General features: G+C 59.5%; 1 protein-coding gene. It reads left to right on the forward strand.

The annotated features are described in order from the left end of the window. Window positions 1-672: immunoglobulin-like domain-containing protein (locus IRZ56_RS22915; RefSeq protein ID WP_196147027.1), on the forward strand; the 672-nt coding region annotated here is incomplete at both ends.

The raw sequence follows: 672 nt of genomic DNA on the forward strand, positions 1-672 counted from the left end.
ATTCGGTCGACACCACCAGCGTCACCCTGACCGCGACACCAGGCATCACCGAAGGGGGCGTGATCACCTACACCGCCACCCTGAGCAACCCCGCCCAGACGCCGGTCACCGTGACCCTGTCCAATGGCCAGACCATCACCATCAAGGCCGGCGAAACCACGGGCACCGTGGACTTCCAGACTCCGGTCAATGATGTCTTCGTCAATGGCAGCACCGTCAGCACGACCATCACAGGCGCAAGCGGCGGCAACTTCGAGAAGCTGACGCTCAACACCGCACCCGTCGAAACCCAGATCAAGGACAGTATCGACACCGTGATGGTCAGCATCGCTGGCAATGGCGATGTAACCGAGGCTCAACAGCCGTCCTTCACCGTCAAGGTCAGCCAGAAGCTGGACCACGACCTGACCGTCACCTTGAGCAATGGTGACAAAGTAGTCATCAAGGCTGGCGAGACCGAGGTCGAATACAAGCTCGACGCCCAGGGCGACGACGTGTTCACCGATCCGGGCCAGGTCTCCCTGGGCGTAACCGACGCCAGCGTTGATGGCAAGCAGTTCGAAGATCTGCAATTGGGCGGTAAGGCGGTCGTCAATATCACCGACACCGTCAGCGAAGTAACCGCCACGTTGTCTGTGGATACATCCACTGTCGCTGAAGGTGGTGAAATTA

The organism is Pseudomonas guariconensis (genome assembly GCF_015680235.1).
Taxonomy (GTDB): Bacteria; Pseudomonadota; Gammaproteobacteria; order Pseudomonadales; family Pseudomonadaceae; genus Aquipseudomonas; species Aquipseudomonas guariconensis_A.